General features: G+C 66.1%; 21 protein-coding genes and 1 pseudogene. 12 read left to right on the forward strand and 10 right to left on the reverse strand.

Annotated elements, in window-relative coordinates; translation table 11 throughout:
* Nucleotide 1 precedes the first annotated feature (1 nt).
* The 4 genes from manA to FYJ92_RS05520 all read right to left on the reverse strand — a co-directional run bounded on the left by manA (nt 2) and on the right by FYJ92_RS05520 (nt 4,724).
* A complete protein-coding gene (manA, locus tag FYJ92_RS05505; RefSeq protein WP_185262948.1) occupies nt 2–1,252 on the reverse strand; it encodes a mannose-6-phosphate isomerase, class I in 1,251 nt (416 codons plus the stop codon).
* 91 nt (nt 1,253–1,343) lie between these two features.
* On the reverse strand, nt 1,344–2,990 hold the full coding sequence (locus tag FYJ92_RS05510) for an LCP family protein (protein ID WP_185262949.1): 1,647 nt from the start codon (nt 2,988–2,990) through the stop codon (nt 1,344–1,346).
* A gap of 10 nt (nt 2,991–3,000) precedes the next feature.
* On the reverse strand, nt 3,001–3,579 hold the full coding sequence (gene purE, locus FYJ92_RS05515) for a 5-(carboxyamino)imidazole ribonucleotide mutase (RefSeq protein WP_185262950.1): 579 nt from the start codon (nt 3,577–3,579) through the stop codon (nt 3,001–3,003).
* Complete coding sequence (locus FYJ92_RS05520; protein WP_255482382.1) at nt 3,576–4,724, reverse strand: 5-(carboxyamino)imidazole ribonucleotide synthase; 1,149 nt, start codon at nt 4,722–4,724, stop codon at nt 3,576–3,578. The genes purE and FYJ92_RS05520 overlap by 4 nt, the downstream gene beginning before the upstream one ends.
* A gap of 220 nt (nt 4,725–4,944) precedes the next feature.
* Here FYJ92_RS05520 and FYJ92_RS05525 point away from each other — a divergent pair, with 220 nt between their 5' ends.
* Nucleotides 4,945–5,514 carry a GtrA family protein gene (locus FYJ92_RS05525; protein WP_185262952.1) on the forward strand — a complete coding sequence of 190 codons (570 nt, stop codon included), beginning with the start codon at nt 4,945–4,947 and terminating at the stop codon, nt 5,512–5,514.
* Between the two features lie 30 nt (nt 5,515–5,544).
* Here FYJ92_RS05525 and FYJ92_RS05530 read toward each other — a convergent pair whose 3' ends face one another.
* The gene (locus FYJ92_RS05530) at nt 5,545–6,243 is read right to left on the reverse strand and encodes a TIGR03089 family protein (RefSeq protein WP_185262953.1); all 699 of its coding nucleotides are present in this window, start codon (nt 6,241–6,243) and stop codon (nt 5,545–5,547) included.
* 412 nt (nt 6,244–6,655) lie between these two features.
* Between FYJ92_RS05530 and FYJ92_RS05535 the strand changes: the two genes are divergently transcribed.
* Genes FYJ92_RS05535 through FYJ92_RS05545 form a run of 3 tightly spaced genes read left to right on the forward strand, consistent with a single transcriptional unit; the run spans nt 6,656 to nt 12,148 of the window.
* The gene (locus FYJ92_RS05535; RefSeq protein ID WP_185262954.1) at nt 6,656–7,201 is read left to right on the forward strand and encodes a WhiB family transcriptional regulator; all 546 of its coding nucleotides are present in this window, start codon (nt 6,656–6,658) and stop codon (nt 7,199–7,201) included.
* 29 nt (nt 7,202–7,230) lie between these two features.
* Nucleotides 7,231–10,563, forward strand: a complete 3,333-nt coding sequence (locus FYJ92_RS05540; RefSeq protein ID WP_185262955.1) for a glycosyltransferase family 2 protein — start codon at nt 7,231–7,233, stop codon at nt 10,561–10,563.
* Nucleotides 10,556–12,148 (forward strand): DUF5719 family protein, encoded by a 1,593-nt coding sequence (locus FYJ92_RS05545; RefSeq protein ID WP_219729689.1) that lies wholly within the window; start codon nt 10,556–10,558, stop codon nt 12,146–12,148. Before FYJ92_RS05540 ends, FYJ92_RS05545 begins: the two co-directional genes overlap by 8 nt.
* A 4-nt stretch (nt 12,149–12,152) precedes the next feature.
* Here the strand turns inward: FYJ92_RS05545 and FYJ92_RS05550 are convergent, their stop codons facing one another.
* Nucleotides 12,153–12,668: a metallopeptidase family protein gene (locus FYJ92_RS05550; protein ID WP_185262956.1), complete on the reverse strand. Its 516-nt coding sequence runs from the start codon at nt 12,666–12,668 to the stop codon at nt 12,153–12,155.
* Between the two features lie 57 nt (nt 12,669–12,725).
* Complete coding sequence (locus FYJ92_RS05555) at nt 12,726–14,033, reverse strand: ISL3 family transposase (protein ID WP_185260970.1); 1,308 nt, start codon at nt 14,031–14,033, stop codon at nt 12,726–12,728.
* Between the two features lie 211 nt (nt 14,034–14,244).
* On the opposite strand from FYJ92_RS05555, the gene FYJ92_RS05560 reads away from it, so the two are divergent.
* From FYJ92_RS05560 to FYJ92_RS05575, 4 genes are all read left to right on the forward strand, one after another.
* Nucleotides 14,245–14,634: a DUF3499 domain-containing protein gene (locus FYJ92_RS05560; protein ID WP_185262957.1), complete on the forward strand. Its 390-nt coding sequence runs from the start codon at nt 14,245–14,247 to the stop codon at nt 14,632–14,634.
* Between the two features lie 80 nt (nt 14,635–14,714).
* Nucleotides 14,715–14,948 (forward strand): Trm112 family protein, encoded by a 234-nt coding sequence (locus FYJ92_RS05565; protein WP_185262958.1) that lies wholly within the window; start codon nt 14,715–14,717, stop codon nt 14,946–14,948.
* Nucleotides 14,949–15,077: 129 nt separating this feature from the next.
* Nucleotides 15,078–16,556, forward strand: a complete 1,479-nt coding sequence (ahcY, locus tag FYJ92_RS05570) for an adenosylhomocysteinase (RefSeq protein ID WP_185262959.1) — start codon at nt 15,078–15,080, stop codon at nt 16,554–16,556.
* Nucleotides 16,557–16,619: 63 nt separating this feature from the next.
* Entirely contained in the window at nt 16,620–17,858 is a 1,239-nt protein-coding gene (locus tag FYJ92_RS05575) for an Ig-like domain-containing protein (RefSeq protein ID WP_185262960.1), read from the forward strand.
* A 36-nt stretch (nt 17,859–17,894) separates the two neighbouring features.
* Here the strand turns inward: FYJ92_RS05575 and FYJ92_RS05580 are convergent, their stop codons facing one another.
* Complete coding sequence (locus tag FYJ92_RS05580) at nt 17,895–18,695, reverse strand: RDD family protein (RefSeq protein ID WP_185262961.1); 801 nt, start codon at nt 18,693–18,695, stop codon at nt 17,895–17,897.
* 68 nt (nt 18,696–18,763) lie between these two features.
* Here FYJ92_RS05580 and FYJ92_RS05585 point away from each other — a divergent pair, with 68 nt between their 5' ends.
* Together FYJ92_RS05585 and FYJ92_RS05590 are read left to right on the forward strand one after the other, a co-directional pair.
* Complete coding sequence (locus FYJ92_RS05585; protein ID WP_185262962.1) at nt 18,764–19,756, forward strand: stage II sporulation protein M; 993 nt, start codon at nt 18,764–18,766, stop codon at nt 19,754–19,756.
* Nucleotides 19,757–19,879: 123 nt separating this feature from the next.
* The gene (locus FYJ92_RS05590) at nt 19,880–20,983 is read left to right on the forward strand and encodes a TIGR01906 family membrane protein (protein ID WP_185262963.1); all 1,104 of its coding nucleotides are present in this window, start codon (nt 19,880–19,882) and stop codon (nt 20,981–20,983) included.
* 34 nt (nt 20,984–21,017) lie between these two features.
* On the opposite strand, the pseudogene FYJ92_RS05595 reads toward FYJ92_RS05590, so the two are convergent.
* Both FYJ92_RS05595 and FYJ92_RS05600 read right to left on the reverse strand, forming a co-directional pair.
* Nucleotides 21,018–22,436: pseudogene (locus FYJ92_RS05595) on the reverse strand (long-chain fatty acid--CoA ligase); the annotation flags it as partial.
* Nucleotides 22,437–22,503: 67 nt separating this feature from the next.
* The gene (locus FYJ92_RS05600; RefSeq protein ID WP_185262965.1) at nt 22,504–24,186 is read right to left on the reverse strand and encodes a dolichyl-phosphate-mannose--protein mannosyltransferase; all 1,683 of its coding nucleotides are present in this window, start codon (nt 24,184–24,186) and stop codon (nt 22,504–22,506) included.
* Nucleotides 24,187–24,319: 133 nt separating this feature from the next.
* Between FYJ92_RS05600 and rsmI the strand changes: the two genes are divergently transcribed.
* Nucleotides 24,320–25,192 carry a 16S rRNA (cytidine(1402)-2'-O)-methyltransferase gene (gene rsmI, locus FYJ92_RS05605; protein WP_185263688.1) on the forward strand — a complete coding sequence of 291 codons (873 nt, stop codon included), beginning with the start codon at nt 24,320–24,322 and terminating at the stop codon, nt 25,190–25,192.
* Between the two features lie 171 nt (nt 25,193–25,363).
* Nucleotides 25,364–26,863 (forward strand): NAD-dependent succinate-semialdehyde dehydrogenase, encoded by a 1,500-nt coding sequence (locus tag FYJ92_RS05610; RefSeq protein ID WP_185262966.1) that lies wholly within the window; start codon nt 25,364–25,366, stop codon nt 26,861–26,863.
* Nucleotides 26,864–26,874: the final 11 nt, after the last annotated feature.

Raw genomic sequence — 26,874 nt, forward strand, 5'->3', positions numbered from 1 at the left:
TTCAGGCCTTCAGGGATGTGGTCACGGCGAAGGCAATGGCCGGTGACTCTGCCCCGGCCACGGGGTGGACATTGACCGGTGCTTCCGCGGCCGGCAGGAAGGCGCTGCCGCCGCGGGTCAGCTGCAGATCGCCCTTTGGCGAATCGAGATACACCGATCCGGCAACAACAATAACAACGACTGCGCCCGCCTGTGCCAGCGGGACCGGCTCCGCGCGGGGTGCCAGTTCGATCCGTTGAAGCTGGAACTCCCGGAAGGGCGGCTGATAGAGCTCCTGGCCAAGGCTGGAGAATTCCGGCGTCAGCCTGGGGATGGCCACCGACTGGAATTCGGCGGTCCGGAGCAGCTCGGGTACGTCGACGTACTTCGGCGTCAGCCCGCCCCGAAGGACGTTGTCCGAGGACGCCATGACCTCGACACCCATGCCGTGCAGGTAAGCATGCACTTTGCCCGCGGGGAGGTAGACGGCCTCGCCCGGGGCCAGTGAAATCCTGTTCAGCAGCAGCGAAATCAGCACGCCAGGATCGCCCGGGTACTTCTCGTTGAGACTGATGACCGTGGAAAGTTCCGCTTGGTAGGGTGCCAGCGGAGCGCCGGAGACCAGGACGGCCGCCACCAATGCTGTGGTGTGCGAGACGTCGTCGCCGCCCTTGATCAGCCGCTCGAAGGCACTCTTGAGACCGGCGTCCTCATCGGGGTTTTCCAGGACCTCCAGCAGTTCCAGCAGCAGGGGCGGGATCCCGGCTTCCACCAATTCGAAGCGGGCGGCAAGGTGGAGCAGGATCTTCCGGGTTGCAGCCAGCGCCCGGAACCCGCACAACGCTTCGAACGGCGTCAGCGCAAAGAGCATTTCGGGCTTGTGGTTGTCATCGCGGTAGTTGCGGTGATCGGCATCGGGCGCAATGCCTTCAGCATTCTCCCGGGCGAATCCTACTTTGGCCTGTTCAATGCTGGGGTGGACCTGGAGCGACAGAGGTTGGGCGGCAGCAAGGATCTTGGTCAGGAAGGGGAGCCGTGGGCCAAACTCTGCCACGGATTCGCTGCCCAGGAAATGTTCCGGATCTTCGGCAATCAAGGCGTCCAGCGCTGCCACGGAGCCGTCCGCCCGGCGGGCCATGGAAGGGGCGCCGGGATGGGCTCCGATCCAGAGCTCGGCTTCCGGCCGGCCGGACTCGGGGCGTCCCAGCAGCCCTGCGATCGCGGTGGTGGATCCCCAGGCATAGTCGCGGAGGACGTTCTCAATTTCGTACACAGCCGGTGTCCATTCTTGGTCTACAGGTCTTAAGGTCTTCGTGTTCGTGCAGTCAGGTGCTGCGGCCGGGATGCCGGCGAAGGCGCTGGGCCTAGAGTGGCGCGCACTTGCCGTTGGTGGCCACGAGTTGGCGGATAGCTTCTTCGTTACCCTCGCGCTTGAGCTGGCTCAGCAGCTCCTCGGTGATCGGCTCGCCGTCGGGCGTTGTAGTCACGGGGGTGAAGTCGGACGACGGCGGCGGGGTTTGCTGCGCGGCCGATCCCGCTGGCAGGCCGGCGGCCGGCCGCAATGGAGAGGACGCCTGCAGGCCTCCGCCCACGCTTGATGCCTGCACCATGCTGTCAACGGGCGCAGCAGCCTGTGGGCCCGAAGCTGATGCCAGCAGCTGGTTCACCTTGGCGTGGATGATGTCAAAGTCAGGCACCGTGGAGAAGGACGCGTCGAAGTCGGGCGGGCCGATGGTGAGCCGCTTGACCTCCTGCCCCTTGGCCTTCGTGGCGAGATCCACAAAGCTGCCGAGCTGGGACGAGGAAATGTTGGACTCCACAACCTTGGTGCCTGCGCTGGCGATGTCCTCGAATTTGGACAGCAGCGTGGGAGGGTCCAGCTGCTTCAGCATGGCCTGCTGGACGCACTGCTGACGCTGGATCCGGGAATAGTCGTCGACGTATTCGCGGGACCTGCCGTACCAAAGGGCGTGCTCGCCGTCGAGTGTTTGGTCACCGGCAGGAATCCAGCCCAATGGCATGCCATGGGTGCGGGTAACCTCGTCGAAGAAACCGCTCATCGGAACCCAGCCGCCGGCCTTGATTTTGATGCCGCCCATCGCGTCAATGAGTTTGGCGAAGCCCGCCATATCCACCAGGACGTAGGCCTGTACGGTGATGCCGAGGGTTCCCGACACCGCCTCAAGCGTGGCCTGCGCACCGGGGTCGTCTACACCCGGGTAGAGGTCGGCGTAGTCATTCGTCACTTCGGTGTTGATGGCGTTGATGAGGCACTCGTCGCCGCAGTCGTAGCCGTCCGGGTAGATCTTGCGCATGGGCGAGCCTTCGCTGAACTGGGCGTTCTGCAGGTTGCGCGGCACTGAGATGATGGCAGTCTCGCCGGTCTTGGCGTCCACGCTGAGCACGGAGAGGCTGTCCGGGCGCCTGCCTGTGCGGTCGTCGCCGGCGTCACCGCCCATCATCAGGAAGTTGTAGCGGCCGTCCGCGGGATCGATCGTTGGGCCCCCAGCGAAGATGCTGCCGATGGCGTTGCGGCCCACGTTCAGCAGGTACGCGGCATACCCAAGGGTGCCGCTGCTCAGGACCAGGGCAAGGACCAGGGCGATGCCGACGGCGGGACGCGCCGCCGGTGCCAGCAGGACGGGGCGGATCAGCCGGAGTGTGTTGATGAACAGGAATGCCCATCCGAGCGCCAGCGCGACCAGGACCAGGATGATCACCAGCGAGGCAAACGGATTGGTGAGGATGTTGATCAGGAGCGACCGGTTCACTGCCAGCAGCAGCAGGGTGACCGCCAGCAAAGCCCACGCGCTGAGGGTGACGCGCAGCGCAACGCGGCCGAGCTTGCGGTCGCCGGCCACAATTTGGGCGCTGCCGGGCACCAGGAGGGTCATCAGGACCAGGGCCAAGCCCCGTTTGGTCCGGAATGGCACGGAGGCGCTGGACGGATACCGGACAGGATCAGTCATGACTGTGCCGGTTGCTGGCTGCTGCGGTTCGCTTCTGGACATGTCGGGTTCCTTAACGGCTGCCCCGGAGAACACCATTGCCGTCGGCGAAGACTTCGCTGACCTTTTGCCTGAGGTTGGCTCCCTTGCGGGTGGCGGCGTCGTTGAGTTCCTGGGCGAAGTCCATGAGGTCGGCGCGGAGCGCGGCTGCCAGCTGGTCCGTTCCCGACGCGAGGATCCGGACCGCGAGCAGGCCTGCGTTCCGGGCACCGGCAATGGACACGGTGGCTACGGGGACGCCGGCCGGCATTTGCACGATGGAGAGGAGGGAATCCATACCGTCCAGGGTCTTCAGGGGGACCGGGACGCCGATGACGGGCAGGGGCGTCACGCTTGCCAGCATGCCTGGAAGGTGGGCGGCTCCGCCGGCGCCGGCGATGATGACCCGGAGCCCGCGCTCGTGGGCTGTCTGTCCGTACCGGATCATTTCGGTGGGCATCCGGTGAGCGGAGACCACATCGGCTTCGAAGGGGATGCCGAACTCAGCCAGTGCATCCGCGGCAGCTTCCATGACCGGCCAATCCGAGTCTGAGCCCATGACCAGCCCAACGATGGGACGTGGGCCGGTGCCGGCGGTGGTTTCGGTGGTCATGCGTTCTCCTCGGAAATCCGTGCTGATTCTTCGGCGGGAACCCGGCCATCGCGGATGATGGCCGCCACCCGGGTTGCGCGTTGTCGGACCGAGTCCACAACATCCGTGGAGGTCCCGACCAGGTTGACATGGCCAATCTTGCGTCCCGGACGCACGGACTTGCCGTAGCAGTGGACCTTGGCGGCCGGCTCGCTGGCAAGGGCGGCAGGGTAGGCGGAAAACAGGTCCTGGTTGGCGCCGCCGAGGAAGTTCTTCATGACCACTACCGGACCCAGAATGTCGGTGGCACCCAACGGTAAGTCAAGGACCGCCCGCAGGTGCTGCTCAAACTGGCTGGTAACGGAACCGTCCTGGGTCCAGTGGCCGGTGTTATGGGGCCGCATGGCGAGTTCGTTGATCAGGAAGCCGACGCCGGAGCCCGGCGTTTCAAAGAGTTCCGCCGCCATCACTCCGGTGACGCCCAGTTCCGAGGCGACGCGCAGCGCCGCGTCTTCCGCGGCCGCGGCGACTTCGAGGGGGATGTCCAGGGCAGGGGCAATGACTTCGTCGCAAACACCATCTACCTGGATGGTGTGCACCACTGGCCACGCCCTCGCTTCGCCGCCCGGTGTCCGGGCCACCAGTGCGGACAATTCGCGGCTGAACTCAACCTTGGCTTCGGCGAGGAGCGGGCTCATGGCCTCGAACCACGGAGCAGCCTCTTCGGCAGCGTCGGCGGAATCGATGATCCGTACGCCCTTGCCGTCGTAGCCGCCGCGGGGCATTTTGAGGACAACGGGCCAACCGGTTTCATCGCCGAAGGCCACGAGCGCGGCGACGTCAGCCACGGCAGCCCAAGTGGGGTTTGGGAGACCCAGGCTGTCGATGGCAGCCCGCATCACCAGTTTGTCCTGGGCATTAACCAGGGCATCCGGACCGGGCTGGACATTGACTCCGGCGGCCAAAAGGGCCCGGAGGTGGTCCGTGGGGACGTGTTCGTGGTCGAACGTCATGACATCCAGGCCGTCCGCGAAGTCGAGGAGTGTCTGGAGGTCCTTGTAGTCACCCACTGGTGAAGTGGACACAGCCGATACGGCTGAAACGTCCTCCGCCTCAGCCAGGACACGGAGTTCAAAGCCAAGGGCGGTAGCGGCCGGGGCCATCATGCGCGCGAGTTGGCCGCCGCCAACAACGCCGATTACTGGAAAAGTCACATATGCCAGCCTACAGAAAAGCTCACCGGATCCGGGCTTTGGGACGCCGAGGGTCCCGCTTTTCGGGGATTTCCGTCACCACCCTGCACTCTGCGGGGGCCGGTTCACTGTTTTCGGGTCTAAAATGGACCTCTGGCCGTGTGGCCCATTGAACGGACGGCCATGGAGGGTCATGTTTAGCGCACTTTCAGATCGTATCCGGGGACTTGCCTCGCTATTTTGGCGTGAAGTAGCCAAGTTCGGTGCCGTAGGCGGTGTGGCGTTCGTCATTGACTCGGCAATCTTCATTTGGCTGTTCACCGGTCCGATGCACGGCAGCGAGGTGTGGGCCAAGGCCGTGGCAACCGTCGTGGCCAGTGTCTTCTCGTGGGTTGCCAACCGCTACTGGACGTTCCGCCACCGCAAGCAGGCCAATGTGGCCCGCGAGGCCGTGCTCTTTGCCATCATGAACCTGGTGGGACTCCTGATCGCCTCAGGCTGCGTCTGGTTCGCGAAGTACATCCTGGACCTGAACGACAAACCCTCGCTCTTTATTGCCGGCAGCGTGGTGGGCCTGGTCCTGGGCACCATCTTCCGCTTCTTCGCTTACCGGTTCTGGGTCTTCAACGAAGAACTGGACCAGGAGCCGGAGTTCTCACACGACCACGAGCTCATCGAGCGGCACCACCAGGAGAAGGCCGCCGCCGCCCTGCGGGGGGAGCAGCCGGACGGGGACTTACCGAAAAGCCGCCGGCAGCCCTGACACAGCCGGTACCCGCGGACGCAGGCGGGGCTACTTGCCGTGGATGCGTTCCGCGGTCAGCAGCTTGTCCGTAAGCTCCACATCGGGGTGCGCCAGCACCACTGAGCCGCCGCTGTGCCACGCGCCGAGCGAGTTCGCCAGCGCCGGTTCCAGACCTTCGGCAGCAGGGACCAGAAGCCTGACGCCTTCCTCATGCGAGGCCGCAAAGCCAGAGATCAGGCCTTCGTGGCTGTGCTGCTGGCCTGCTCCGGCCCGAATGGCGCAGGCGGCGGCCGACGGATCCGTGTGCGCCATGAAGACGTCACCGTGGGAGCGCACCTCGGCGGCGTAGTCGAGGACTCCGGCAGGCAGCTCACCCGGCCACCGCATCGCCAGCGCGGGCAGCGCGACGGCTATGACGGCGTCGTACTTTCCCTCAACGGTTCCGGGCCGGTCGGTCACGAGGAGTTCCGCCTCCCCGCCGTCGAGCACTGTTTCCATGCCCAACTGCCAGGCGGCCAGCGCCCAGATCATTGACTTCCAGTGGGCTGGCAAATCAAGGTTCAGCCGCATACCGGGTTCTGCGTCGAGTTCGTCCTGCAGCAGATTACTGGTTTTTGCCACCCAGTTGTCCAACACGCGGCCGGAGAGTTCCACGCGCTCGGAGTCCGGGCCGTACCAGGTCAGGCGGGGCGACGTGGCGTGGCCGGAACGCAGGATGGTCATCAGATCTATCGCCGGGATACTCATGGCTTTATCTTGTCACGGACGCTGTGGGGCGTCCTTGGCGGGGATGTCCCGCGCGGAGTCCCTCAAGAGCGCAGGAGGGTCCAACTGCGCTGTGATGTTACTCACAGCAAATTTGTCATCTTATTTGTCTTATTCGGGCCGCGCCTATATTTTCGACCGCTATTCAGCGGAACCGGGGCACTTTGCGTGCCGATGTGGACCGTCAGGCCTCCGGCGCGCCGGGCCTTCGGAAAACTCCCGGGCGTGGCGTGCCAGCGATTGGCCCGGAAAGTTGATTATTATCCCGTCCACGGCTTGACTCCCCACTAGTTACACGCGTGTAATTAGATATCGAAAGTCGCTGCATAAATTCAGGCACACAACCGAGTGTCCAAGGATCCAGGCAGGGACTGCAACTTTCAGGAGGGTCGCCGTGGGGCAAGCAGAGCGTATCCATGAAGATGCCGTCGTCGCCGGCCAGGCAACGGCTAAATACCGCGCACGGGGGGTACCGAGCGACTGGTATGTGGATCCTGCCGATCCTGACGCGGCGGACCGCTACAACCGCAACACCAAAGACTCCCTCCAGGACCAGGCCACGGCCTTCCTGGCGGCGCACGAAGCACTTCTTGACGGCGGACACGACCAGGACGATGACGACCTGGATCCGCCCATGGAACTGCGCACCCCGGCGCAGGGGACAAGCACCCAGCCCGTGTGGATCGGGTTGCCATTCCGGCAGGACTTCGACGACGAAGGCGAACTCGGCTGGCAGACTGATGCATTGTGCGCGCAAACGGATCCGGAGGCCTTCTTCCCGGAGAAGGGCGGATCCACGCGCGACGCCAAGAAGGTCTGCGGTGCATGCAATGTGCGGTCGCAGTGCCTGGAATACGCGCTGGCAAACGACGAACGGTTTGGCATTTGGGGTGGCCTTTCCGAGCGTGAGCGCCGGCGGCTAAGGAAGCGAGCAATCTAATTCTTCAGGAAGTACACGTCACTGCCGTTGTGGTGTCCCACAACGGCAGTGCCTATCTCCCCAGAACCCTGGCTGCCGTCGCGGACCAGACCCGGCCCGCGGATTCCCATATCGGGGTGGACACGGGATCGAGAGACGACTCCGCTGTCCTCCTGGAGCGGGCCTTCGGCGTAACCAATGTGAGCACCTTCCCGCATGGCAAGAGCGGCATGGGCGGCGCCGTACGGGCCGGACTCGACACCCACTCGCCCTGGGAAGGCCGGTCCCAGCGAGCCGCCACAGAGTGGATCTGGCTGATTCACGACGATGCGGCCCCGGCGCCGGAGGCGTTGGCCGAACTCCTCAGTGCCGTGGAACGCGCACCCTCCGTGACAGTGGCTGGCTGCAAGCAACTGGACTGGCACACCGAACGCCGGCTGATCGACGTCGGGCTCTCCACCAGCCGCTGGGCCGAGCGGCTTACCCTGATCGATGCCGACGAACTGGACCAGGGCCAGTACAACGGCCGCACTGACACCTTTGCGGTGAACTCGGCCGGCATGCTGGTCCGCAGGGACATTTGGGAGCTCCTGAAAGGGTTCGACCCCGCACTGCCCGGCACCGGCGACGACGTCGACTTCTGCTGGCGCAACCGCCTTGCCGGGCACCGCGTGGTGGTGGTTCCCACTGCGCGGATGTTCCACGTAGCACATCGGCCCCATGCCCAGGGAAACGCCGCCGCAGCGCGGAAAGCCCAGGTCCATCTGCGCCTCAAGCATGCCCCGCTCTGGAAGGTGCCCGTCCATGCGGCCGGTGCGCTGCTGGGCAGCCTCTTCAAACTTGTGCTGAGCATTGCCGTCAAGGATCCCGGGCATGGTTTCTCTCAGCTGGTGGCCACGTTCGCTGCCCTGGCCCGGCCCGGTGCCGTCGCCAAGGCACGCAGGACGGCGGCCAGCAGCCGGCGGATCCGGCGGTCGGTCATCAAGAAGCTGCAGACGCCGCGGCGTGAAGTCTGGAACCACCGCCGCTCCCTCATGGAGGCCCTGGGCGCCGACAACTCCCCGGCCGACGGCCTGGTCCATGACCCCATGGCGGACCAGCCAACAGGGGACGCAGCAGATGACTTCGCTGCGCTGACCACCAGCGAACGGGGTTGGGTGGGGACCGGCGCCCTCGCCGCCGTGCTTATCGCGTCCGTGGCTTCCCTCACGGCTCTCAGCGGGCTGTTCCGGGCCGAAGCCGTTTCGGGTGGAGGCCTCATTCCGGTGTCCTCTACCCTCGGCGAAGTCTGGCACCACGCGTCCAGCTGGTGGATCAGCTTGGGAGCAGGGCTTCCGGGCAGGGGAGACCCTTTCGGCTATGTGCTGTGGATCCTTGGCCTGCTCGGCGGGGGAGATGCCAACGCGGCCATGGCGTGGCTCCTACTGCTCGCCGCTCCGCTGGCCGGCCTGACGGCGTGGTTTGCGGCCGGTGGCCTGACCATCCGGCGCCGCTTCCGACTCGTTGCCGCGCTCTTCTGGGCGGCCGCTCCGGCCTTGCAGATAGCGCTGAACCAAGGCCGCGCGGGTGCCCTGGTGGCCCACATCATGATTCCGCTGCTGGTTCTGGCGCTTTTGCGAGCCACTGGGTCGGCCGTGGGCCACGGACGTTTTATTGTCCCGTCCCCGGATGACCGGCGTTTCACTGAAAAACCGCCTGCACGGCCGGGGATCAACGGCATGCCGTCCTGGACTGCCGCCGCCGCCGCGGGGTTGGTGCTGGGCGTTGTGACCGCGTCGGCGCCCTCGCTGCTGATTCCCGCCACGGTGCTTATCGTGCTCTGCGGGCTGATGCTTGGCCGCCGTGGCCGCACCGTGTGGTGGGCCCTGCTGCCCAGCGCCGCGCTCTTTCTTCCCTTCGGCCTATCCGTCATCGACCGGCCGCGGGCCTTACTGGCAGACCCGGGTGTTCCGCTGGGGTTCGAGGCAGCCCCGCTATGGCAGCAATTCCTGGGCCAGCCGCTGCTGTTCTCCGCCGAAGGTGGCTTGACAGGCCTTCCGTTCTTCAGCGGCCAGGCCATCCCGTGGGCACTCGTGCTCGCACTTCTGCTGGCCGTTCCCGTTCTGCTGCTGGCCGTTGCCGCCCTTTTCCTCCCGGGTAAGCGCAGCAGGACCGCACGTGTTCTCTGGGTGGCGGCCCTGGTGATCTTCGCCGGTGGCTGGCTGGCCGGGCACGTTGCCACCGGCGCCACTGCGGACACCCTGGTGACACCGTTCACCGGTCCGGCCATCTCGGCCGGCGGGTTCGCACTGCTCGGAGCAGCCCTGATCGGTGCCGAGCGGTTGCTTGATGCCGCAGACCGGGCAGCCTCGCCCAGTATTCGGCGCACGGTGGCGCTCCGCTCCGCGACGGCGCTTGCCATGGTGGTGCTGCTGGCAGGTCCGCTGGCCGGCATGGCGGTGTGGTCGGCGCAGAACCTGCTCCGTTCCACAGCCACGGCCCGCCCCGCCGAGGTGGCGTCCGGTCCTGCGCTGGGAACGCCCCGCCTGGTAGAGGCAGGCAGTGCCCGGACGCTTCCCGCTACGGCCATCGACCGGGGCACCGGGCCGGAGCAGGCACGCACGCTGCTGATCAGCACCCAGGAAAACGGCGCCTATGACGCGGCCCTGATGCGCGGCGCCGGGACCACGCTGGACAGCATGTCAGCCATCGCCGCAGCCCGGAACATTCTGGGCGCACCCGGCCAGGAGACGGTCAGGGAGGACGACGACGTCACGGCGTCTATCCGAAGCGTCGTGGCCACCCTGGTGGCCGGGCAAGGTGTGGATCCCCGGCCCGGGCTTGAGCGCCTGGGCGCCGGGTTCGTGGTGCTGCGCTCGGCAGATACGGCCGCCCAGCTGACGGCCAGCAGAATGGACGCCGTGCCGGGGCTCGTTGCCGTCGGCCAGACGGATGTCGGCTGGCTCTGGCGGATTACGCCGCTGAACCAGCCTGTGCTGCAGCCTGCCGACGTCGCCCATCGCGTCAGGATTGTGGACGGGGCCGGAGCCACGGTGGCGCTCTTGCCTTCCAAGTACGACGACGTCGACACCGCCGTCGCCGGGGGACCGGAAGGGCGGCTGGTGGTGCTCGCCGAACGGGCGGACCCTGGATGGAGCGCCTGGTTCGACGGGCGGAGGCTCACGGCAACGACGTCCGGCTCGGCCCAGGCGTTCACCTTGCCGGCCTCCGCCGGACAGCTGACCATCCGCTACGAGGCGCCCGGGGCACTTTGGTCCGGAATCGCACAGATCACGGTGATCGGACTCACTGTAATGCTCGCCATTCCCATGCCCGCACGCCGGCCCAACACCGGGCTGTCGAGGGACGAAGGATCTTTGCGTAAGGAACACCAGAATGCATAAGGACGCAGCCCGCAGGACCCCGCGCAAGCAGATGCTGGCAGGCCTGGTCTCGGCTGTGGCGATTGTGGCCGCGGCCGGTGCGGTGCTCGCTGCCGCGTCAGTGGCTCCGCAGCCGGCGGGCAGCCGCAGCATTCCAGCCGTGCTGGTAGCTGTTCCCGCTGGCGCCAGCACAGGGGTATGTGCCGGCCCTGCCCGCCTGCTCGAAGGGACTGAGGCGGGCACTGATCCCCAGTTCAGCCCTGAATCCGCGACCGCGAAGAGCACCGTCACGGGCGCCGTCCTGAGCGCCCCCGGCGGGGTTCTTCCCGGGAGCAGGCTCGCCGCGCTTGACGGGACGCCCGCCGTCGAGATCGCCAAGGACGGCAGCCAGCCCGGCCAGGGGACAGGTCCCCAGGACCTGACCGCCGGCGTCCTCGCCGGGCACAGCGTGGATGATGCCACCCTCCTGAGCGCCGACGCCCAGGCCAGCCAGAAACCCTCCGCCGCCGGTGTTATGAAATTCACCGCCACGGACGGTGACCTGCAGGGCTCGGCCGCTGCCAACTGCCAGCCGCCCGCCAACGATCTCTGGCTCTCGGGCGCAAGCACCACTGTGGGCCGCACTTCCGTCCTGCTGCTCAGCAACGCTTCAAGCACACCCGCCACCGTCAGCCTGGAGCTCTTCGGCAGCAAGGGCCAGATCCAGGCGCCGGGCAGCAGGGGTCTGCTGGTTGCGCCGGGAGGTACCCGCTCAATAGTCCTGGCCGGCCTGACCCCCGGTGAAGCTCAGCTCACGGTTCATGTCCGGAGCGCAGGCGGTCCCGTGGCCGCGGCCATCCAGCAGAGTGTCCTGCGGGGACTTACGCCCGGCGGCATCGACTTCATCGCTCCTGGGGCCGCTCCTGCCGCACGGCAGGTCATGACCGCGGTAGACATCCAGGACGCCGGCGCGATCTCCGCCCTAACGGGAAACAGCGGCTACAACGACGCCGGCCCTGCGCTGGCGATCACGGTGCCCGGACCGTCGGATGCGGTAGTGGAGGTCAAGCTCTTCGGCCGGGACGGCCAGAAAGCCTTACCCGGCGGCGGTGTGGTCACGGCAAAAGCCGGGGCTGTCACCGAGATTTCGCTGGCGGGTGTCCCTGCCGGCCACTACACGGTGTCCGCCAGTTCGGACGTGTCTTTTGTGGCGGCAGCCCGCATCACGCGGGGCGTCACGAACGAGAAAGCCTCGGACGTGGCCTGGGCTGCCTCCGGTGTCCGGCTGGGAAGCCAGCACGTGGTGCCCGTGCCCCAGGGCGGTGACCGGATCCTGGTGTTCGGCGTCCTCGAGAACCGGGCCACGGTCACCTACGCTGCCATCACCGCGGACGGCAAGATCCGCGCTGCCGCAACTGCCGACGTCGCCGGCGGCACCACAACGTCCATCAAGGTCCCCGAGAAGGTGGACGAGTCGGAAATAGTGGCCTACGTTGTCTCCGCGTCAGGTGACGCCGCCTACGGCGCGCTGCTCCTGCAGCAGGAGGGCCGGGACGACATTTCCACGGTGGCCTTTACGCCGGCCGCTTCAGGGCACGAAAAGGTGCCAGTCTCCCTGGGATACTGACCGGTCAGTACCGGCGGCGGTAAACCGGATCCAGAGTTTCCGGCGCCACGCCAAGCATTTCGGCGGTGTGTTCCACCACAACGTCGTGCACCAGGTCCTGGAGTTCCTCCCGGCTGCCGCAACCCTGCTCAACTACCCGGCGGTACAGGGTGATCACAGGGCCCTCCTCGGCCGTTGCGGGGGTGTAAGCGCCCATGGGAGGCTGTGCGGCGTCCGCCACCAACTGCTCCAGCTCCGGGGGTATTTCGTCAACGGCAAACCGTACGCCGTCGAGCGTTTTGCCCCAGATGTCGTGGAGCCGCTGCGCGGAATCCAGCACCATCTCATCAAAGCGGTCTGAGCGGGTCCGATATCCGGGGAGTGTGGGCAACATCAGCTCCCCGCGCAGGCCGCGGCCGTGGCGGTTCCGGCGGCGCATCGCAAAGCTGCGGCCGGGCGAACCCGAGCCCGTTTCTGCGGCGCGGACATCCGGGTCAGCCAACCGGACCGAAAAAGCTGAATCTTGGTTCGATGACTGCATACCTTGACTGTAAACCCGGGCGCAGAATTACGCGACATACCCCGGTTTGCGGGCTCTTCAGAATGCAGAGTGTAGTTTCGGTCTGAATCCTCCAGATTCCAGCAGTGATCTGGCGACGTAGTTGGTGAGATTGCGGAAGCCGAGGGCAGAGCCGCGCAGGTGTTCCAGACGTCCGTTGATTGCCTCCGTTGGGCCGTTGGAGGTGCCTGGTCGGTCAAAGTACGCGAGCACGTCTGCTGCCCTGCGTTTGAGTGTTCCGCCCATCTTTTTCAGTTCTTTCAGGGCGGCGGGGACCCCAGAGCTGAGGGAGTCAATGAGGGCCTGCATGAGCTTCTTACCTTGATCCTGGTCCTTCTCCCGGTAGGCGGCGATCATGCGTTGATACGCGCCCCACGTCGCTTCGACCTCGACATGCTTCTCCTCGGCGAAGAGGTCAGCAATTCGCTTTTGTTGTTTCTCGGTCAGCAACCCGTCACCGGTATGCAGCGTCAGCCGGGCCTTGTAGAGCGGATCCCCGGCCCGTCCCCGGTGCCCGCACGTGGCTTGCTGAACCCGGCGACGGCAGTCATTGAGTGCGTCGCCGGCAAGACGGACGACATGGAACGGATCCATCACCGCAACAGCGGAAGGCAGCTCTTCGGACGCGGCACTCTTGAACCCGGAGAAGCCGTCCATGGCCACGACTTCCACCCCGTCCCGCCACGCTTGAGGACGTTGTTTCAGCCAAGTAGCGAAGACCTGTTTGGAACGGCCCTCGACCATATCCAGCAGCCGGGACGGGCCGGTCTTGTCGCGAACCGGGGTCAGGTCAATGATGACGGTGACGTACTTGTCTCCATGCCTGGTGTGTCGCCACACATGCTCATCAACGCCGATAATCTTCACCCCGTCGAAGCGGTTGGGGTCATTGATCAGCACACGCCGCCCTTCAGCCAGTACAGCCTTGTTCGCGGTATTCCAGGACACACCCAGGCCCTCGGCGACGCGGGCCACGGTGAGGTGCTGACACACGATGCCTTCCAACGCCCACACCAGGCCGCGACGGGAAAGCTTTGACCGTGGTTCGGCCGCCTGGGACGTGTCTTGCCGCCATACATGCCCGCACCCGGTACATCGATAGCGACGGATTCGTACCAGCAAGGTGGTTGGCCGCCAGCCGAAGGGTTCATGGCCAAGTTCCCGGGTCACTGTGTCCCGCGGGATGCCTTGGCAACCGCACTTGCGGCACCATTCGTCCGTGGCCACCACACGGCAGGCGATCACGGCACGATCGGCAGCAAGGAACTGCCCGGTCGCTTCCAAGCCAAGCTCGTCCAAGCGGCAGAAAGTAGTCAGGTCAGGGCATTGAAAGGTAGTTTTAAACACGAGGGCCTTGCGGTAGAAAAATCAGAACTAGACACTCCGATTCTTACCCAAGGCCCTCACCTATGCCGAACCAACTTCCCGGCCTCGGAAGTCACGCGCGCCAACCCCGGCTACACTCTGCATTCGGAAGAGCCGGTTTGCGTGCCGGGGCGCGGCGGTCGTTTCGGCAAATACTCCGAACGGGCAAGGATACGGAGTAGTCTGTGATGTCGTGGGAGCTATCCGTCAATGTTCAAGGTCAGCCTGCCGTCAGTCGGCGGTGGCAACTTTGACGTACGTCTATGCCGATTCCACCGCCGTCCTGGGTCCGCTTGCCACCTACGCCGAGCCTCATTGTTACGATTTGTGCGAGCAGCACGCAGGGTCCCTGACGGTGCCCCGCGGCTGGGAAGTGCTTCGTTTGGCGATGCCGACGAGCCCGCAGCAGCCGGGACCGGACGACCTCCTGGCCCTTGCCAACGCGGTCCGCGAAGCGGCGGGACAGCCGCCCAAGCAGCTGACCACGCCGGGCCAGCGGGTCTCGCATTCAGCGCTGGAGGCCCCAGCCGGCACGGAAGGCGTCCGCCGGGGGCATCTGCGCGCACTGCGCGAACCTTCCTGAGGCGGATCTGGCGGTAGGCTGGAACCTGCTAATCAGTCAGCCAACGGCGCGAACGCGCGCCCCTGTCGGGAGCACCAATCATGCCAAAGATCAGTCCTGAACTGTTGTCCGTCCTCCGCTGTCCCGTGACCGGTTCGCCCGTGGTCCAGGAAGGCGAAGAGCTTGTGTCGACGGCGGCCGGAGCATCGGGCGTGAAGCTGCGCTACCCGATCGAGGACGGTATCCCGCTGCTGCTGCCGCCGGAACTTCTCCAGGCCGCTACCGCTGCCGGCTCGGACCAGCACGATCCCGCTGTCCGGCCGGCCACGGACTAAACCCGGCTGCGGACCAAACCGCAGGTACTGCCCAGGCAGGGCATGGACAACCCGCACCACCACCAGCAGTCGACTTTCGCGCAGACGCTTCAACGCCGTCGCCGCCATCGGACAAAGCAAAGGAACCCCATGACATTTGACTACAAAGTAGCCGACATATCGCTGGCCGAAGCCGGCCGCCACCAGATCCGCCTGGCCGAGCACGAAATGCCCGGCCTGATGTCACTCCGCAAGGAGTTCGGGCCCACCCAGCCGTTGAAGGGCGCCCGGATCGCCGGATCCCTGCACATGACGGTGCAGACCGCCGTCCTGATCGAAACCCTCACAGCCCTTGGTGCCGAGGTCCGCTGGGCCTCCTGCAACATCTTCTCCACCCAGGACGACGCCGCCGCGGCCGTCGTGGTGGGCTCGGGAACGGTCGAGGACCCGCAGGGTGTCCCGGTGTTCGCCTGGAAGGGCGAAACGCTGGAGGAATACTGGTGGACTGCCCAACAGATCCTGGCTTGGCCGGGCGCGGACACCAACCCGGAGCTTGGCCCGAACATGATCCTCGACGACGGCGGCGACGCCACCATGCTGGTCCACAAGGGGGTTGAGTTCGAAGCCGCCGGCGCCGTGCCGGCGACAGGCGAGGACGAATCCGAGGAAGGCCGGATCTTCCTGGACGTGCTTCGCGCCTCGCTGCAGGAAGACCCTCAGCTGTGGACCCGGATCGGGGCCGGGCTGCGCGGCGTCACCGAGGAAACCACCACCGGCGTGCACCGTCTCTACCAGCTGGCTGAGCAGGGCAAGCTGCTGTTCCCGGCCATCAACGTCAACGACTCGGTCACCAAGAGCAAGTTCGACAACAAGTACGGCATCCGCCACTCGCTGCCTGACGGCATCAACCGCGCCACCGATGTCCTGATGGGTGGCAAGGTGGCCGTCGTCTGCGGTTATGGCGACGTTGGCAAGGGAGCCGCAGAAGCATTCCGGGGCCAGGGTTCGCGCGTCATCGTCACCGAGATCGATCCCATCTGCGCCCTCCAGGCAGCCATGGACGGCTACCAGGTTGCCAAGCTTGAGTCGGTGCTGAGCCAAGGCCACATCTTCATCACCACAACCGGCAACAAGGACGTCATCCTGGCCGAACACATGGCCGGCATGCGCGACAAAGCCATCGTAGGGAACATCGGCCACTTCGACAACGAGATCGACATGGCCGGCCTGGCGCGGATCCCTGGCATCAGGAAGGTGGAAATCAAGCCCCAGGTACACGAATGGGTGCTCGACGCCGGAACCTCGGAAGAGCGCTCCATCATCGTCCTGTCCGAGGGGCGCCTGCTGAACCTGGGCAATGCAACCGGTCACCCGTCCTTCGTGATGAGCAACTCGTTCGCCAACCAGACCATCGCCCAGATCGAGCTGTGGACCAAGCGGGACCAGCCCGAAGGCGAACGCGAATACATCAACCAGGTCTACGTCCTTCCCAAGATCCTGGACGAAAAGGTTGCCCGACTGCACCTCGACGCCCTCGACGTGGAGCTCACGGAACTCTCCAAGGAACAGGCCGACTACCTGGACCTGGACATCGCCGGACCGTACAAGCCCGAGCACTATCGTTACTGACGTGTGACTCCCCGGGTGCCAACCGTGCCCGGGGCTGTTACGTCCAAGTATTAAGATCGGACCATGGAACCTGTTGTTAAGCCACGCCGGAGGGGGACCGCCAGGAAGATACTCTTGGTGGCAGCCGTGTGTGTCCTTGCCGCGACGGGCGGAGTTTTCGCCGCCGTCGCGCCGGGCTTCGCGGGCGGCGGACTGGAGTCCGAAGCCAGCTCAGCAGTCCGGTCCGCACCGGGAGTGGCATCGCCCGTGGTGGCCCCGGTCAAGGTGGACGTCACGCCGGCCAACGCCGCGAAGCAGGTGAACCCGGCCACATCCGTGTACCTCACGGTGGGCAACGGTCGGATCGAGAGCGTCACCCTGACCAGCACAGCCGGTGAAGCCGTCCACGGTACCTTCGCCGGGGACGGCAGCAGCTGGACTGCGACGGATCCCCTGAAATTCAACACCGAATACAGCTACACATATGTGGTCACCGACGGTGCGGGACGGGAAACGAGCACAACTAACTCGTTCAGTACGGTATCCAGCACCCATGAGGCGGACGCCGCGATCTACCCCCTGGACGGGATGAAGGTTGGCGTGGGCCAGCCGCTGCAGGTCATCTTCAGCGAACCGGTAGTCAACCGGGATGCCGTGGAGAAAGCCATCAAAATCACATCCAGCGCAGGGCAGGCCGGAGCCTTCCACTGGTTCAGCGACACCATGGTCCGGTACCGCCCCGAGGCCTTCTGGGCGGCGAACTCCACTGTCACCATGGACATGCAGCTCTTCGGCGTGGACCTCGGCAACGGCCAGATTGCCAACTTCAACAAAAAAGTCACGGTCAATTTCGGTGACAAGCGGGTGGCCATCGCCGACGCCACCGCCCACACCTTCACGCTCAGCGTCAACGACCAGGTAGTGAAAACACTCCCGGTCAGCATGGGTGACAAACGCTTCCCGTCAGCGCGTGGCTACGCGGTCCTGATGGAGAAGAACCGCTATGACCACTTCCGGGCCGCCAGCATCGGACTCAAGCCCGGCGATCCCGCCTACTACGGCGAAGTGGACGTCGAATATTCCATCCGCCTCACGCTGAGCGGTGCCTACATCCACCAGGCGCTGGAGTCCGCCTTCCCATACATCGGCAACACGAACGTCTCGCACGGCTGCATCGGGTTCGCTCCCGACGGCGCCGCCTGGGTTTTCGCCAACATGACCACCGGCGATGTGGTTCAGATCGTCAACACCGAAGGCGACTACGCCGCCGTCGACGACGGCTACGGCGACTGGAACATCCCCTGGGCTGAGTACAACAACTAGGAACCGTTCGGCCTGCGACCAGGAACACGTCCGGGCCTACGGGCCGAACGGCAGGCGGCCCAGCCGCTCCGCCGTGGCCGAGTTCCGGCGCCGGGCCTGCCGCAACCGCGCAAGTTCGCGGTGCCGGCGTTCGGCGGTAACGGCCGCCAGGTACTGGTCCGGACGGGTACCCGGGGGCGGCGGCGGGGCCACATGCCCGGCCAGTTCCGTGGCGATCGATGCGGCCATTCCGGCGGCGGACAGGGGCGCCATGCGGCCGGCCTGCCGGATGAATTGGGCAGCCTGCCGTGCGGTGGCGTCCGGAATCCGGCCGATGTCCGCTGCTGAGGCCCAGGCCTGAAGCTGTGGGGGAACAAGGAGGTGGACCGGCGCCTCGACTGGCACCCGCCGACGCAGCGCATACGTGCCGGCAAGGATGTCACCCAGCCGCTTGGAGCGGCTGTTGAAGAGGGCGACGCCGATGGCGAGCCCGCCCATGGTCAGGTAGATTTCCAGGAACCCGGTCAGCCCCCGGATCACTGCATGGCGGAACCGGATGGCGCCGCCGTCGTCCCGAACCACCCGCAAGCCGGCTGCCAGTTTTCCGAGCGAGAGCCCACGGGTGAGGGTCTCCACCGCCACGGGGAAAATCACAAAACAGAAGACCACGCTCACCAGCATGAGCGCCCGCATTGCCGCCTCGTCAAGGTCCTGGCCGGCGGCTGCGATGCCCAGCAGGATCAGGACCAGCAGGATGATGTTGAACAGCACATCCAGCAGCAGCCCAAGGGCACGGGCGGCGAAGGACGCGGGGCGCAGTTCCAGGACAACTGCCTCGCCGGTGATTATCGAACTCAAGCGGATACCCCAATCCCTCGTCAACCATCCTGCGGACGTTCACAGTCTATGGCGGCTAGGCTGTTGCCGTGGATATGGATGCCTTCTCCGCCGCCAACGGGGACAAGTGGTCAAGGCTGCACCAGCTCGCCCATAAGCGGCGCCTCACCGGCGGCGAAGCCGATGAGCTGCTGCGGCTCTACCAGTCGACGTCGGCGCACCTTTCGTTCATCCGGTCCATTGCCCCGGAGAGCGGCCTGTCCGCCTCCCTGTCCGCCACCCTGGCCCAGGCCCGGACCCGTTTCACGGGCGCGCGGTCCAACGTGATGGCGGACCTGGCCCGCTTCTTCGTGGCTGCCCTGCCCGCAGCCCTGTACCGCCTGCGGTGGCTGACTCTGGCCTGCGGCGCCGCATTTGTCCTGGTCGCCGGCGCCTACGCGCTCTGGATCGGGACGTCCCCGGAAGCCCTGCGGTCCGTTGCCTCGGAGGCTGCGGTCCGGCAGTACGTCGAGGCAGACTTCATTGACTACTATTCGGAAAACCCTGCGGCCTCGTTTGCTGGGGCCGTCTGGACCAACAACGCCTGGATCGGCGCCCAGGCGGTGGCCCTGGGCATTACCGGTATCTGGGTACCCATGATCCTGTTCACGAACGCCCAGGGCGTGGGGATTGCTGCAGGAGTCTTCGCCGCAGTGGGCCAGCAGGGTGTGTTTTACACCTACATCCTGCCGCATGGCCTGATGGAACTCACAGCTGTTTTTATTGCCTGTGCTGCGGGCTTGCGGATCTTCTGGGCCATGGTGTCGCCGGGACCACGGACACGGGGACGGGCTGTGGCGGATGAAGGCAGATCGCTGATCACCGTGGCCTTGGGCTTAGTGCTGGTGCTGTTCGTCTCCGGATTGGTGGAGGGCTTTGTCACGCCCAGTCCACTTCCGGTTTGGGCCAAGATCGGCATCGGCCTGGCAGTACTGGCCGCCTATTGCAGCTACGTCCTGGTGTGGGGAAGGCGGGCCTATGACGCCGGTGAACGCGGCGATCTGCTGGCCGGTGACGCCGGATACAGCGAAATCGCCGCATGAATCCGCTGGCGCCGGGGTGGCTCCTCGCCCTCGTGGAGCAGCGGGCGGTAGGCTCAATATCAGATACACGGCGCTGCCCGGATCAGAGCCGGCAGCGCGGACCCCAACGGAAGTGACGCTGCTGTGAACGACAATTCTCCGACCCCTGCCAAACGCACGGAGCCGCAGCCGGATCCGGACCTGGATACTTCATCGGACACGGACGAGCCGGCTTTTGCCTGGCTGAATGAATCCGGCTCCGGCACTCCCGAGGCGTCCCCGGCCGGTAGCTCCGGTTCCGTTCAGGGCGGTGTCAACCAGCCCGAAAGCCGCGCCGGCCGAAAAGCCGCGGAGGCCGCCGTCGAACCCCCCGCCGTCGTACCTTCCGTGGAAGAGTCACTCCGCAAAGAACCGTCCGCGCAGGGCGCCACCCGAAACGGTGCCCACTTCAGCGAGCCGCTCCCCACGTCAGCCCTGCAGGTCCGTCCGCCGCAGGAGGAAGTGGAACGCCGCAACGCGGAGCGCGAAAGCGCAGCGAACGCCAAGCCCGTGGCTCCGCGCATCTGGCAAGTCCTGCTGGCCCTTTTCTACCCCGTGATCCTGCTGGTGCTGGCCGTTCGCGCGGTCACCAGCCCGCTGTTCCTGTGGGTCGAGTACAACCGGCCCGGGTTCCCCGGCGACGGGTACGGCTTCAGCACCGACGACCGGATGACGTACGGGTCCTACGCGGTTGACTACCTCAGCAACTGGGCGGGGCCGCGGTACCTGGGCGACCTGGTCAACCGCAGCGGCGGGGACCTTTTCAAGGACGGCGAAGTCAGCCACATGGCCGACGTGAAAATTGTCATCCTCTCGGCCTTTGGTGGGGGAGCACTCCTGATTGTCCTCAGCCTCGTGGCCATCGCTTACCTGCGCCGCCGGAGCACCGGCGGAGTGCGCCGCGGACTGTTCGCAGGATCCATCGTTGCGCTGGCGATCATCCTGAGCCTTGGCGCGCTGGCCGTGCTCGGCTGGCAGCAGTTCTTCACCGAGTTCCACCGGATCTTCTTCGCCAGCGGTTCCTGGACCTTCGCCCTGGAAGACACCCTGATCAGGCTGTTCCCGGGCCAGTTCTGGATCGATGCCGGCACTGTCATCGCAGCACTGGTCCTCTTGGCAGCCCTCGTGACGCTCATCCTCACCTGGCCCACGCGCCGCCGTCGCGGGCTGGCCAAGGATGACCAGGACGCCGCTGAGGTGCAGCCCTAAGCGGCTGCTCAGCCCTTGGAGTAGCGGTCTGCTACTTGCGGCCCGTGATGGTCAGGAAGCCCTCAGGGTCCAGTTCGCCGAGGTCTCCGGTCCTGAAGAACCCGTCCAGGAAGGCCCGGGCGGTGGCGGCTTCGTTGGCATGGTAACCCTTGAACACGCCGATCCCCTTGACCAGCACTTCGCCGTCCTCGGCCACGCGAATAGTGGTGCCCGGCAGGGGGATGCCCACGCTGCCCACCCTGGTCCGGGCGGGAGTGTTGGATGTGCAGGGCGCCGTTGTTTCGCTCAGCCCGTAGCACTCAAGGACCTGGATCCCGGCGCCGCGGAAGAAGTGCACGTCCTCAGGCGACAGGGGGCCCGAGCCCGATACCGCGTAGCGGACCCGGCCGCCCAGAAGCTGGCGGAGCTTCGGGTACGCCAGTCGGTTAATGACGGCATGCCGCGCCCGCAACGCCCGTCCCGGTACGCTGCCCCGGCCGCGGGCAGCGTTGTCCTGTGCTGTGGAGAAGCGGACGGCGGCGGCCGACGCAGCCCTGAAGATCCCGGCGTTTACTGACCCGGCAGCCTGGTGCGCGGCCTCCGCCCGGACCTTCGCGAAGATCCGGGGCCCCGCCAGGAGGAACGTGGGTTTGAACGTGCCCAGAGCCGCCGGCAGATCAGCCGGACCGGTGACATGGCCCACGGTAGCACCGGCATGGAGGCACGCAACCTGGGCGGCGTGGGCGGGCACATTGGCCAGCGGCAGGAACATCAGGGTGCACGCATTCTGCGCCTTGATGATGTCCGGGAGAAATGCAACGGCGTTGACGGCCACGAGCGCGAAGTTGCCGTGGGTGATCTCGCAGCCTTTGGGATGTCCGGTGGTCCCGGAGGTGTAGACCAGGGACGCGACGTCGTCCAGGCCTGCGGCGGAGCGGTGGCGTTCCAGCTCGGCATCCGTGACGCCCATTCCGGCGGCCGAGACGCTGGCGAGGTTCGGTGCAGCGCCATGGTCATCCATCCTCACCAAGGCGACCAGCCGGTCCTTAAACAGCGCGGAGGTCTCCAGGATGCCCTTAATCATCGCCACCTTGCCGCGGTCTTCGGCGAACACCCGCCGCGCGCCGGAGTGGTGCAGGATCCACTCCATCTGGCCGGGGGTCGAGGCCTCGTCGATGGGAACGCTCACGCCGCCGGCAAACCAGATGGCGAAGTCCACCAGCGCCCACTCATAGCGGGTGGCGGACATTATTGCCACGGTGTCGCCGGGCTCCAGGCCGCCGGCGATCAGTCCTTTGGCCAGGGCGCACACATCGTGCAGGAATTTCTGCGCCGGAACGTCGGTCCAGCCGTTGGGGCCTTTGCGCGCGTAGAGGGCGTGAGCCGGGTTGGCGGCCTCCCGCTGGCGCAGGAGATCGGTGACATTGCTGCCGGGCTCCAGTTCCACCAGGAGTTTTGTGCTTGCTTCTCGCACGGGTGGCGTCTCCGTTCCGCTGCCTCAACGCAGTTCGCGGCCGGTCAGGGTCTGATGCAATCCTGCCTTAGATCCAGGACGGCATCCACATCCGGAAGCGCCATTCCTGGTAGGGGATGGTCTCCGCCGTCCACACCGGGTAGAAAAAAGCGGACAGCAGGACTGCCCCGGCGACGAAGAGTGCCACCAGGTAAACACCGGAGCGCCGGCGCCAGAGGGGGTCGGTGTCCCGGCCCAGGACAAGGCCCAGGCAATACACCAGCGCGAGCACCAGGAAAGGCTCAAAGGAGACTGCGTAAAAGAAAAACATGGTCCGCTCCGGGTACATGAACCACGGCAGATAGCCGGCACCCACACCCGCGAGGATCGCGCCTGCACGCCAGTCACGGCGCCCTGCCCACCAGAACAGCAGGACCACCAGCGAGATGGCCGCTCCCCACCAGATCATCGGGTTCCCCACCGAGAGGATGGCAGAGGCGCAGTTAGGCACGTCGCATCCCGGGACGCCCTGCTCCGGTTTCTGGTAGAAGAACGACGTCGGCCGGCCCATCACCAGCCAGCTCCAGGCGCTTGCCTCGTAGGGGTGTTCGGAGCCCAGCCCCTGATGGAATTTGTAGGCCTCCAGGTGGTAATGCGCCAGGGAACGCAGGGAGTCAGGCAGCCAGCCCCACTCCGCGGAGGGGTTACTCTGGGCCCACTGCCGGAAGTAGGCGCCCTCGGAACGGAACCAGCCCGTCCAGGTGGCGGTGTAGACCACCACGGCAACAGGAACCATGCTGGCGAAGGCCTGGAGCCCGTCCTTGATGACTCCGCCGCTGACCCAACCGCGGATTCCCGCGACGCGCCGTGCATTGAGGTCCCACAGGACCGTCAGCACCCCGAAGCCGGCGAGGAAAAACAGGCCCGACCATTTGGTGCCCACCGCGAGGCCTATGCACACTCCCGCGGCGAGACGCCACCAGCGGATCCCCAGCCATGGTCCCGCCAGCAGCTGACGGGGTGAGGGCTGGCCCTTCGGGGACGCGGCCGCGTGGCGTCCGAGCCGTGCGGCCAGCCGCCGTCGACCGTCATCGTGGTCCAGCAGCAATGCTCCGAAGGCCGCCAGGATCCAGAACATCAGGAAGATGTCCAGGAGTGATGTCCGCGACATCACCAGGTGGTGGCCGTCGACGGCGAGCAGCAGGCCCGCGGCCGCAGCCAGCGGTAATGAGCGGAACAGTTTCAGCGCAATCAGCGTGAGCAGCAGGATGGACAGGGTTCCGGTCAGTGCGGCCGCGAACCGCCAGCCGAACGGATTATCGGCCCCGAACAGCCACATGCCGCCGGCGATCATCCACTTGCCCACGGGCGGATGGACCACGTACTCGGGAGTGTCCAGGAGGATGGCCGGGTTGCCCGCATTGAATGAGTCGTTGGCCTTGTCCGGCCAGCCCCGTTCGTAGCCGCTGACCAGGTAGGAGTAGGCGTCCTTGACGTAATACGTTTCATCGAAGACCAGGCTGTGCGGCGTGTCCAGCCGGACAAAGCGGAGGACGCCCCCGAGCGCGGAAGTCAGGGCAGGAACCAGCCAGAACCAGAGACGCAGCGACGGCGGGTAATCCCGCCAGCCGCGGGTGCTTCCGATCAGGCGCTCGCGGAGGGCTGCAGACGAGAAGGCCTTCGCCGGACGGGCGATCCAGGGGCCTCGTTCCGGCTGGTTGGTTTGGCCGGCCTCGGCAGGCCGCATGGAGGTCTGCGTCACGAGCCCCATGCTACCTTTTGCAGCTTGGGCCCCCTGCCAGCAGTACGCTGGGGGAGTGGACCCTAACCCCAGCACCTTCGCCGATTCCCGCCCTGCAGAACCTTCCGTTGCCGCCGGGGAGGAACCAGCGACAGAGACGCAGGTGACAGCGGACCCGGCTGCAACGGCACCAGTTGCCACGGGGCCGGGCCGGATTGTGCTGGCGGCGACGCCAATCGGCAATGCCGGCGACGCGTCGGCCCGCCTGATCGAACTCCTGGGTACAGCGGACATCGTGGCCGCCGAAGACACCAGGCGCCTGCACCGCCTGGTCCAGAACCTCGGAGTCACCGTCGCCGGGCGGGTCATCAGCTACCACGAGCACAACGAGGCCACTAAGACCGCGGAGCTGCTGGAGCACGTCCGGGCCGGCAAAACCCTGGTGATGGTCACTGACGCCGGCATGCCTTCGGTCTCGGACCCGGGGTTCCGGCTCGTGGAAGGCGCTGTGGCCGCAGGACTGACCGTGACCGCCGTCCCGGGCCCGTCTGCGGTACTGACCGCTTTGGCTCTCTCCGGCCTGCCCACCGACCGCTTCTGTTTTGAGGGGTTCCTGCCCCGGAAAGCCGGCGAACGGGCGTCGCGTCTGGCGGACCTTTCGGCGGAACGCCGGACTATGGTGTTTTTTGAGGCCCCGCACCGCCTGGAATCGATGCTGCGGGCGCTGCGTGAGCGCTTCGGTGCCGAGCGGCGGATCGCCGTCTGCCGCGAACTGACCAAGACCTACGAGGAAGTCATCCGCGGGACGGTCGGGGAACTGTTGCTGTGGGCCGAAGGCAACGAGGTCCGCGGCGAGATAGCCGTGGTGCTGGGCGGCGCTCCCGAGCAGGCGCCGGGGACCCCCGAAGACCACGTGGCCGCCGTCAACGAGCTGGTGGCCCAGGGAATCCGGCTGAAGGAAGCTGTGGCCGCTGTCGCTGAGGACGTCCGCGTCAGCAAGCGGGAGCTGTACGCGGCAGTCCTCGCGGCACGCTGAGCAGGCGAAAACTCAGCTGTGCAGCTGCACAACAGTGTCTGGTATCTGTAGTGCGTCCAGGCGTAGACCCTCTGGCGGCCGCGGCAGTAGTCTGACAGTAAATCAGCCGGGAAGGCAGGCCACCAGGCCTGTGCAGTGGCTGCACCAAACCTTACTGACGAGGGAGTCAACGTGACTGTCACCGCACTGCCAGCTGTTACCGCGGAGCGCGAAAGCGCGCTGCTGGCCTCTGTTCCCACCGGATTGCTGATCAACGGCGAATGGCGCCCGGCGGCTTCAGGCAAGACGTTCGACATCGAAGACCCCGCCACGGGGAAGGTACTCCTTAGCATCGCTGACGCGGGCCCGGAGGACGGCGAGGCTGCTTTGGACGCGGCCGCCGCCGCACAGGAGTCGTGGGCGAGGGTTCCGGCGCGTGAACGCGGTGAAATCCTCCGACGTGCCTTTGAAATGGTTACGGCGCGTGCCGAGGACTTCGCGCTGCTGATGACCATGGAAATGGGCAAGCCGCTTGCCGAAGCCCGTGGCGAGGTCACCTACGGCGCGGAGTTCCTGCGGTGGTTCTCCGAAGAAGCCGTCCGCGCGTTCGGACGCTACTCGGTCTCCCCGGACGGCAAGTCCCGCTTGCTGGTGACCAAGAAGCCGGTGGGCCCGTGCCTGCTGATCACGCCGTGGAACTTCCCGCTGGCCATGGCCACCCGCAAGATCGCCCCCGCCGTCGCAGCCGGCTGCACCATGGTGCTGAAGTCCGCCAACCTCACGCCGCTGACCTCGCAGCTGTTCGCCGCCGTCATGCAGGAGGCGGGCCTGCCCGCCGGAGTCCTGAACGTCATTCCCACGTCCACTGCGGGCGCCACCACCGGCCCGCTGATCAAGGACCAGCGGCTGCGCAAGCTGTCCTTCACCGGCTCCACCGAGGTAGGACGTCGCCTGCTCGCCGATGCCTCCGAGACTGTGCTGCGGACTTCCATGGAACTCGGCGGCAACGCCCCGTTCGTGGTCTTCGAAGACGCAGACCTGGACGCTGCTGTCGCCGGTGCCATGCTGGCGAAGCTGCGGAACATGGGCGAGGCCTGCACCGCCGCGAACCGGTTCATCGTCCACGAATCCGTCGCCGAGGAATTCGCCCAGAAGTTCGCCGCGAAAATGGGTGAGATGACCACCGCCCGGGGCACCGAGCCGGAGTCCAAGGTGGGACCCCTGATCGATGCCAAGAGCCGGGACAAGGTCCACGAACTCGTGTCCGACGCCGTCGCCTCCGGCGCCAAAGCTGTCCTGGGCGGCGCCCCGGCCGAAGGCCCAGGCTACTTCTACCCGCCCACCATCCTCACCGGCGTCACCGAAGGCACCCGGATCCTGTCCGAGGAAATTTTCGGCCCCGTCGCCCCGATCATCACCTTCGGCACCGAGGACGAAGCGATCCGCCTGGCCAACAACACCGAGTACGGGCTGGTGGCGTACGTGTTCACGCGCGACCTGAACCGCGGCATCCGGATGGGCGAACGGCTCGAGACCGGCATGCTCGGCCTGAACGCCGGCGTTATCTCCAACGCCGCCGCACCGTTCGGCGGCGTCAAGCAGTCCGGGCTAGGACGTGAAGGCGGCCTCGAGGGCATCGAGGAATACCTCTACACCCAGTACATCGGCATCGCGGACCCCTACGCCGGCTGAACGGACAATCC

It is taken from the genome of Pseudarthrobacter sp. NBSH8, assembly GCF_014217545.1.
Taxonomy (GTDB): Bacteria; Actinomycetota; Actinomycetes; order Actinomycetales; family Micrococcaceae; genus Arthrobacter.

Coding starts and splice junctions, on each gene's coding strand:
- FYJ92_RS05550 (WP_185262956.1), bottom strand. CDS start 12,668: ATGCAGTCATCGAACCAAGATTCAGCTTTTTCGGTCCGGTTGGCTGAC.
- FYJ92_RS05565 (WP_185262958.1), top strand. CDS start 14,715: ATGCCAAAGATCAGTCCTGAACTGTTGTCCGTCCTCCGCTGTCCCGTG.
- FYJ92_RS05525 (WP_185262952.1), top strand. CDS start 4,945: ATGTTTAGCGCACTTTCAGATCGTATCCGGGGACTTGCCTCGCTATTT.
- FYJ92_RS05510 (WP_185262949.1), bottom strand. CDS start 2,990: ATGTCCAGAAGCGAACCGCAGCAGCCAGCAACCGGCACAGTCATGACT.
- FYJ92_RS05545 (WP_219729689.1), top strand. CDS start 10,556: ATGCATAAGGACGCAGCCCGCAGGACCCCGCGCAAGCAGATGCTGGCA.
- ahcY (WP_185262959.1), top strand. CDS start 15,078: ATGACATTTGACTACAAAGTAGCCGACATATCGCTGGCCGAAGCCGGC.
- FYJ92_RS05600 (WP_185262965.1), bottom strand. CDS start 24,186: ATGGGGCTCGTGACGCAGACCTCCATGCGGCCTGCCGAGGCCGGCCAA.
- FYJ92_RS05520 (WP_255482382.1), bottom strand. CDS start 4,724: ATGATGGCCCCGGCCGCTACCGCCCTTGGCTTTGAACTCCGTGTCCTG.
- purE (WP_185262950.1), bottom strand. CDS start 3,579: ATGACCACCGAAACCACCGCCGGCACCGGCCCACGTCCCATCGTTGGG.
- FYJ92_RS05575 (WP_185262960.1), top strand. CDS start 16,620: ATGGAACCTGTTGTTAAGCCACGCCGGAGGGGGACCGCCAGGAAGATA.
- FYJ92_RS05530 (WP_185262953.1), bottom strand. CDS start 6,243: ATGAGTATCCCGGCGATAGATCTGATGACCATCCTGCGTTCCGGCCAC.